This window comes from Pseudomonas agronomica, assembly GCF_025917275.1.
GTDB lineage: Bacteria > Pseudomonadota > Gammaproteobacteria > Pseudomonadales > Pseudomonadaceae > Aquipseudomonas > Aquipseudomonas agronomica.
In genome coordinates this window covers 1-6,400 of record NZ_JAOSHO010000293.1, presented here as the reverse complement: position 1 = coordinate 6,400, position 6,400 = coordinate 1, and the positions used below count along the sequence as shown (strand labels likewise).

Here is a 6,400-nt window from a genome sequence, read left to right as displayed (position 1 = left end):
TCGCGAGCAGGCTCGCTCCCACAAGGTTTTGGTGGGTCAGTGACCGTGGACCGTCACGCGATTGCGCCCGGTTTTCTTCGACGTGTACAACGCCTGGTCGGCCCGGGCGATCAGTTCGGCGTGGTCGTTCGAGGGCTGGCTCAGATCGGCCACGCCCAGGCTGATGGTGAAACGGATGTCCTGGCCGTTGTACTGCACCAACAGCGCCTCCACAGCCTGGCGCAGGCGTTCGGCGAAAATCCGTGCGCCGGCCTGGTCGGTGTCTGACAGCACCACGCCAAACTCCTCTCCACCGTAACGCCCAGCCACGTCGGACTCGCGCGCATGCTCGCGCAGCAGTTGGGCGAGCTGCTCGATGACCTTGTCGCCGGCCTGGTGGCCGTAGGTGTCGTTGACCTGCTTGAAGTGGTCGATATCCAGCATCACCAGGCTCAGCGCATTGCCGTAGCGCTGGTGTCGGGCGTACGCGGCCTTCAGGCTGCCTTCCCAATGGCCGCGGTTGTACAGGCCGGTCAGGCGGTCGGTGCTGGAGAGCAATTGCAGTTGAGCATTGGCGGCCTGGATCTGATGGCGATTGGTGGCGACGTCGGTGACGTCGTAGATCACCAGGCAGATGTGGTTGATGCGGTTGTCCGGCGAGCGCAGCGGCAGCAGCGTGGTGTTCTGGTACATGAACTCTTCCTGGCCGGTGATCGGCTGGTAGCTCTTGAAGCGCATCAAGTACGGGCGCTGCTCCCAGACGGTGAACGCGGGCGTGCCCAGGGTCGCGACGCTTTCAACCTTGCGACTGAACCACTGGCGGTCGATTTCCGGGAACAGGCTGAAGAAATTCCGGTTCTGGGCGTCCTTGGGCTGGACGCCGGAGCGGTTCTCCATGAAAGTGTTCCAGACCTGCACGCGGTACTCGCGGTCGAGTACTACCACGCCGACGTCGATGCTCTGAACGATGGCCAGCAACCAATGGAATTCGTTCAGATCGATGGATTCGTTCATGGCTCAGTTCATCAGGTAGGCGAGTTTGTGGGTCAGCCGCTCGATGGAGTCTTCCGTGAACAGCAGCAACAGGTCGAAGCGGATATTCTGGCCCTCCAGGCTGTAGCTGATTTCCACCGCCAGAGTTTTCTTCCAGTGGACGCGGTTCGCCCGGATCAATTCTTCGATGGCCGCATGCTGGCCAAGAACCTGCGGATGCCCCTGGGAAAAGATCACGTCGATCTGCTCGGCAATGCTGCTCAGGCACGCGCCGATCAGGATGCTCGACAGGTCCACCAACATCTCCAGGTCAGAGTAATCGACGCTCTGGCGCTGCATCAGTTGCGCGATATCGGCAATCTCCGAATCGTGGAAGATCAGCAGGGCTTCGCCAGCGATGCCGCTGCCGATGAATCCCTGGCAAATGGCCGTGAGTTGCTGGGAGCTGCCGACGTCATTCAGCGCCATGTGCAGCTCGCCGACTTCGAGGATGTTCACGTTCGGCACGGGCAACTGCACGAAGACCCCTAGCACCTTGGCGATCAGGGCTGCGGCCTGGCCGATGGCAACGTTGACGGTTTCGCGAAACGCATCCTGGAAGCTGATGGCGGTGGTCGTTGCCGGACGATTCTGCGGCGGCACCTGGCCGGGGTGGGTCAGCAATCCCACCTGGGTAAGCGTCTGGCGCAGTTGGTTTTCATCGAACGGTTTTTTCAGGAAGGCCAGCGCGCCCAGTTCGAGCACACGGCGTACAGCCTCATCCTGCACGTCCCCGGAAATCACGATGACTTGCGCTTTGAGCCCTTCGGCGCGCAAGGCGCTCAGCACTTGGTAACCGTCCATCTCCGGCATGGTCAGGTCGAGCAGCACGACGTGCCCCAAGCCCTTGCGAATGGCATCCATGGCCTGGCGACCGTTGGCGGCTTCGGTGACCGCAACCGGCCAGTCTTGTGGCAGTGCGCGCAGCACTTGCTTGCGCGCCATGGTGGAGTCGTCGCACACAACCAGGGGAATCAACGGCACCGGGCAGTCCAAAGAAGCTTGATGGCGAGGGAGATGCTTCGTACATCATGCATAGGCAGCAACGACACTCTCATTGACGAATGGATTAGAAATATCAGGCATAACTGAAAACTGGACCATTAAGTCAAGGGCGTCAACTCCACTCGTCATCTAACGCAACTGCGCCGGACTCGCCCCCAGGCGCTGCTTGAACGTCGTCGTCATGTGCGCCTGGGAGCTGAAGCCGCAGGCGTGGGCGATTTCCGCCAGCGTCGCCGATGAGTCACGCATCAGTGCCCGGGCCTTGGCCAGACGCCGATCGATCAGGTAGCCGTGGGGGCTTTGGCCCGTCGCGGCCTTGAAGGCCCGCATGAAATAACCTTCGGACAATCCCAGCAGTTGGGCCATGACCTGCACGCCCAGCGGTTGGTCGAGGCCGGCATCGATGAACTCGTCCAGCAGGCGCATGCGGCTGTCGGTGATGGAGCCTTGGGGCCGTGCGGGCAGGGCGTTTCCCGACGTGGCGCGTTCTGCCAGCGCGACGGCCCAGGCTTCCCAGTCATCGTCGATCGAGCCGTGCAGCAGCGCGCGACGCATGCGTTGCGCGAGGGCGATGGCGCGAGGGTCGATGCGATTGTTGAAAGCGTCATGGCCTGGCAGTACATGGCCGTCGGTGCGCATCACCCGCAGGTATTCACCGCCATGGGGCGACTCTGAATACACGTCACACTGGGCCGGGACGAACGCCAGTCCGTTGGGCATCGCATTGAAAGGCTGTACCCGATCACTGCCGATGGCGTGCTGGCCGCGCTGGCTGTCGAAGGCAAAGCCGATCGCCGCCTGGGTCGCGACGTATCGGGCCGCGTAGGCGCTGCCGGGAAGCAATTCGATCGCCCACGGGCCTGCCTCGATGCGACGGGTCGATTGAGTCGGGCGCGGTGGCTGCGGGCGGTTTCGATGGCTCATGGTGCCCATAATAGTGAAGCGACGGCCTAAAAGTCAGGTCGGTTTTTTGAAAGCCTGGGTTCGATGACCCTGCCTAGACTGGGCAAAACCACAGGAGGCCTACTATGTACAGACTGACTCACGACGATATCGAACAAGCGGCTCGCCAGGTCTACCAGGTCATGCCCGCCACCGCCCAGTACGCCTGGCCATTGCTGGCGGAGCGCCTGGGGTGCACGGTGTGGGTCAAGCATGAAAACCATACCCCGACGGGCGCGTTCAAGGTGCGCGGCGGCATCACCTTCATGCAGTGGCTCAAGCGCGAGCATCCCCACGTGAACGGGATCGTCACCGCGACCCGGGGCAACCACGGCCAGAGCCTGGCGCTGGCGGCCAGCGCGTCGGGGCTGCGGGCGTTGATCGTGGTGCCGGAGGGCAACTCGATCGAGAAGAACAACGCCATGCGCGGCTTTGGCGGCGAGGTGGTCGAATACGGCCGTGATTTTGATGAGGCCCGGGAAGAGGCGGCGCGGCTGGCGAAGACCCAGGGGCTCTATCTCGTACCGCCGTTTCATACCGAGTTGGTCAAGGGCGTCGCCACCTATGGGTTTGAGCTGTTCAAGGCCGTGCCTGACCTGGACACCGTCTACGTGCCCATCGGCTGTGGCTCGGGCATTTGCGCGGTCATTGCCGCCCGCGATGCCCTGGGTTTGCAGACCGAAATCGTGGGTGTGGTGTCCACCGAGGCGATGGCGGCGAAGTTATCCTTCGAAACCGGGGAAATCCACGAAACGGACTCGGCCAACACCTTTGCCGACGGGCTGGCCGTGCGCAGGCCCATCGCCGAAGCATTCGCGATGTACCGCGCGGGGGCGGCGCGGATCGTGGCGGTCGATGATCAAGCGATTGCCGAGGCCATGCGCATTTACTACACCGATACCCATAACCTCGCCGAGGGGGCCGGCGCGGCGGCGTTGGCGGCGCTTATCCAGGAGCGCGAAAGAATGGAAGGAAAGAAGGTCGGCGTGATTCTCTCCGGTGGCAATGTCGACAGGTCGGTCTATGCGAGCGTCATTGGCTAAGCTGCAACACCCTGCGTCAGCGCCGGTCGCTGACGCAGGGTTGTTCGCTGGTCATACCGCGCGCTTGACGTTTCGCTGTACCCATTCCTCACCGCTTTGCAGCTCGAGGACTTGGCGATGGAAACCTTCCAACGAAGCGTTATGGCCAACGCTGACCAGGATCGTATCCGGCAGGGTTTGCTTGAGAATCTGGTAGCAGCGAGCCTCGTTGGCCGAATCCAGCGCCGAGCTGCTTTCATCCAGGAACAGCACTCTCGGGCGCGCCAAAAGCGCCCGGACGAACGCGCAACGTTGCTGTTCGCCGATGCTGAGGGTCTGCGACCAGTCCCGTTCTTCGTCCAGTTGATCGCCCAGATGCTGCAGGCCGACCTGCTCCATGACCAGGCGCAAGGCCACGTCCTCATGTTCCCGAGGAGGGAGGGGATACCACAGTGCCTCGCGCAGGCTGCCCAGCGGCAGGTAAGGCTTTTGCGACAAGGTCAGGGCCCGTTCCCGGTCATAGTGGCTGGACCCGCTCGCGTGGTGCCATAGCCCGGTGATCGCGCGGATCAGCGTCGATTTGCCATAGCCCGAGGGCGCGCTGACCAGCAGGCTGTCACCGGGTTTGAGCGACAGATTGAAAGACTTGAACAATTGCCGGCCGTTTGGCAGCCAGACATCCAGGTTCCGCACATCGAGCCCGGAGGGCTGCTGTTCGAGTTGGACCTTGGACTCGACGTCGACCTTATCCAGGCGCTCCTGGAAACCGACCAACCGGTCAATGACGGATTTCCATTCCGACAGCTCCGGGAACACACCCACCAGGTAAGCAATGGCCGCGTGCACTTCACCGAATGCGGCGCTGATCTGCGTCAGGCGGCCGAGGGGAAATGCCCCGGCAAAGAATTGGGGCGCCATGATGAACATGGGGATCACCGTGGCGCTGCGCAGGTAGAAGGTTGAATAACCCATGATCAGTTTCTGTTTCTTGACCAGCGCCCAGAAATTTTCCAGCGCCGCCTCCAGGCGATGATTGAAGCGCTGTTTCTCTACCGCCTCGCCTTGGTACTGGGCCACCGAGTCAGCATTTTCCCTTAGGCGAATCAGCGAAAAGCGAAAGTCTGCTTCGCGCCGCTGTTGCAGGAAGTTCAGCCCGGGCAGCGCGCGCCCCAGCCAGAACGCAAAACCGGTGCCCAGGATCGCGTACACCAGTGCCACCCAGACCAGCAGCCCGGGGACGACCATCGAATCGCCATTGAACGGCACGCTGACCAGGCGGGAGGCCTGCCACAGGATATGCAGGAAGGAAAACAGCGACACCACCGAGGTCAGCAAGCCGAGGCTCAATTTAAGCGACTTGATGATGAAGAGATCTACGTCCTCGGCGATCCGCTGGTCGGGGTTATCGACCTCGGTCTCGGTCAGTTTCAATTTCTGGTATCGCTGGCCACCCAACCATTGATCGAGCATGTTGCGCGTCGTCCAACGGCGCCAGCGTATTGTCAGCTTCTGCTGGAAATGGAACGCGCCCACGGTGAACGCGGCCGTGCCGACCTGCAGGAGGATGAACTGCACGCTACCCAGCACAAACCCGGCGTAATCCAAGGCCTGCAAGGCATTGTAGAAGTGCAGGTTCCAGAAGTTGGTGAGGATGTTGACGCCCACCAGGCACAGGGTCATCAGCACGGTGGCCAACAGTAGCAACAGCGCCGGGTACTTCTCGTCAGAGGCCCAGAACGGCCGCGCGAGGCGCCAGAAATTGCGAAGTGTTTGCATGTGGTCTTGATCAGCCCGGTCATTTGCAACGTTGAGTTTGCAGGGGAGGGAGGATAGGATTCGTCAATGCTAATCGTTTGCATTAATTAGGGAAAGCCACGGGAGCCCCGTCATCGAATTTCCAGAATGGCTTCGCCAGGCCTGGCCGCCCATCCAACGGGTCATCCGCCAGGAATCTGGCAACGAGCCAGCCATCCCATTGAACCAGCTTGCCGACCCCTCCGTGCTCCAGCCGTTGTTGGCCCGGTTCGCCCTGCGTTATCCGGGGGTGAACAGCGCGGCGGTGGTGTCGCAATGGTCGATGAACTACATGAGCATCGTCCTGCCAGCCACGCTCGCCTGTGTGCTCACCCGTCGCCGTGCCATCGATTTCTGGGGCGAGGGTGCCGTGCTGTTGCACGAGGACGGGCAACCTTTGGCGTTAGGCCTGGACAGGGGAGTGTCGGACCTGGGCCCGGACAGTCGCGCAGACTATTGGTCGCGGTGGGTCCACGGACACCTGGCGCCCCTGTTCAGCACCTTGTCCGCCGCCGGTGGCCTGGCTCCGAAGATCTTGTGGGGCAACTTCGTCGCCATCTGGGATGGCGCCTTCGCCAGGATGGACCCGGACCTGTCCAGGGACGGCTTCCCCGAGGCGCACCAGT

The 6,400-nt window shown here is 62.0% G+C and carries 6 protein-coding genes; 2 read left to right on the top strand and 4 right to left on the bottom strand.

Annotated elements, in window-relative coordinates; genetic code table 11:
- Positions 1 to 36: 36 nt before the first annotated feature.
- The 3 genes from OC610_RS18625 to OC610_RS18615 all read right to left on the bottom strand — a co-directional run bounded on the left by OC610_RS18625 (position 37) and on the right by OC610_RS18615 (position 2,940).
- On the bottom strand, positions 37 to 993 hold the full coding sequence (locus tag OC610_RS18625) for a sensor domain-containing diguanylate cyclase (protein ID WP_264429726.1): 957 nt from the start codon (positions 991 to 993) through the stop codon (positions 37 to 39).
- Between the two features lie 3 nt (positions 994 to 996).
- Positions 997 to 1,995 carry a response regulator gene (locus tag OC610_RS18620; RefSeq protein ID WP_264429724.1) on the bottom strand — a complete coding sequence of 333 codons (999 nt, stop codon included), beginning with the start codon at positions 1,993 to 1,995 and terminating at the stop codon, positions 997 to 999.
- Positions 1,996 to 2,145: 150 nt separating this feature from the next.
- The gene (locus OC610_RS18615) at positions 2,146 to 2,940 is read right to left on the bottom strand and encodes a helix-turn-helix transcriptional regulator (protein WP_264429722.1); all 795 of its coding nucleotides are present in this window, start codon (positions 2,938 to 2,940) and stop codon (positions 2,146 to 2,148) included.
- A 104-nt stretch (positions 2,941 to 3,044) separates the two neighbouring features.
- Here OC610_RS18615 and OC610_RS18610 point away from each other — a divergent pair, with 104 nt between their 5' ends.
- Complete coding sequence (locus OC610_RS18610; RefSeq protein WP_264429719.1) at positions 3,045 to 4,001, top strand: threonine dehydratase; 957 nt, start codon at positions 3,045 to 3,047, stop codon at positions 3,999 to 4,001.
- A 51-nt stretch (positions 4,002 to 4,052) separates the two neighbouring features.
- Here OC610_RS18610 and OC610_RS18605 read toward each other — a convergent pair whose 3' ends face one another.
- Complete coding sequence (locus tag OC610_RS18605) at positions 4,053 to 5,756, bottom strand: ABC transporter ATP-binding protein/permease (RefSeq protein ID WP_264429717.1); 1,704 nt, start codon at positions 5,754 to 5,756, stop codon at positions 4,053 to 4,055.
- Between the two features lie 199 nt (positions 5,757 to 5,955).
- Here OC610_RS18605 and OC610_RS18600 point away from each other — a divergent pair.
- A partial coding sequence (locus tag OC610_RS18600; RefSeq protein ID WP_264429715.1) for an IucA/IucC family C-terminal-domain containing protein occupies positions 5,956 to 6,400 on the top strand: 445 nt, incomplete at its 3' end.